Below are 1,053 nucleotides of genomic sequence, written 5' to 3'. Positions count from 1 at the left end.
TTTGCGTGGGGTGTCCGCGAAGCGGTCATTCCCCAACGCGTTTTGTTATGACCAGCAAATATCTTTAAGTTTTTTAGCAATAATATCTGTCGAAAGAATCTTTTCATCGACAATATCTCGAAGGTTTAATAATCGAGCACCTTGTATTCCGCCTGATGATTCTTTTTCATAACTAGTTGCTATCGGTTGCCCACAGAAAAAACGGTGATTTGAATAAATATCCCAACCTTTTTCACTTTCAGCATCCTTGATTATCCCGATAATTTTGTCATCAAATTTTGAGGTATCTTCACCTTGGATTAACTCTTTTTTCAAGTCTTTACCATCATACAAAACATCAAAGACGCTTTCAATTTTCCAGATATATTGAACTCTTTTGTCTTTATAGATTCCCACATAGTTGTGTTTTGAATATCCACGATCTGATGGTTGAAAGTAAACACCGTATTCTTTGTTGATATTTAGGCTTTGCCCACAAGGAACTATTCGCATAAGAAATGACGACTGATCAAACAGGTTGGCATCATTACAATATTCAATGTAATCTTCAACTAAATTAGTCATTTCACTTTCATACTCAGCAAATAGAGTCTTTATGCTCTTACAAATCTCTTCATAAGTGGTGCTAATAAAAATGATATCAGGATGTTTTTTTAAGATATCTGCTTGGATATCCTTCTGGTTATTTTCAGACAATCTTTGTTTAGTCAGCAATAGAAGTATTTTTTGAGATTCGTTTGAAAAGCTTTCTGAATGGCGAAGTAGCTGATTCTTATCAACACCTGCATCTACTTTTGATTCAATAAGTATCTTGAAACTTCGTTGAAGAACAATTCCATCAGGAACAGAGTTTCCACTTCTTTCTTGCTGGTTAATCTCAATTCCAATTTCTATAGATTCACCAGTTATTTCGGAAAGCAGTTTTGAGGCTCTTTCAGTTGAATATTCATATATTCGAGCGAATAGCTGGAGCGTGTTATTCGTAACAGTATTTTCAACCGATGAATAACGTTGAAAGTAGTGAATCTTTGACATTTAGAATTCTCCTCTATA

Annotated in this window: 1 protein-coding gene; it reads right to left on the bottom strand. The window is 34.6% G+C overall.

Translation table 11 applies throughout. The features are described from left to right. Nucleotides 1-45: 45 nt before the first annotated feature. Nucleotides 46-1,035: a hypothetical protein gene (locus tag CALK_RS11645; RefSeq protein WP_022637850.1), complete on the bottom strand. Its 990-nt coding sequence runs from the start codon at nucleotides 1,033-1,035 to the stop codon at nucleotides 46-48. Nucleotides 1,036-1,053 lie beyond the last annotated feature (18 nt).

Source organism: Chitinivibrio alkaliphilus ACht1 (genome assembly GCF_000474745.1).
Classification (GTDB): Bacteria; Fibrobacterota; Chitinivibrionia; order Chitinivibrionales; family Chitinivibrionaceae; genus Chitinivibrio; species Chitinivibrio alkaliphilus.
Note: the sequence above shows the minus strand (reverse complement) of the source record. Positions and strands in the feature narration are given on the sequence as shown.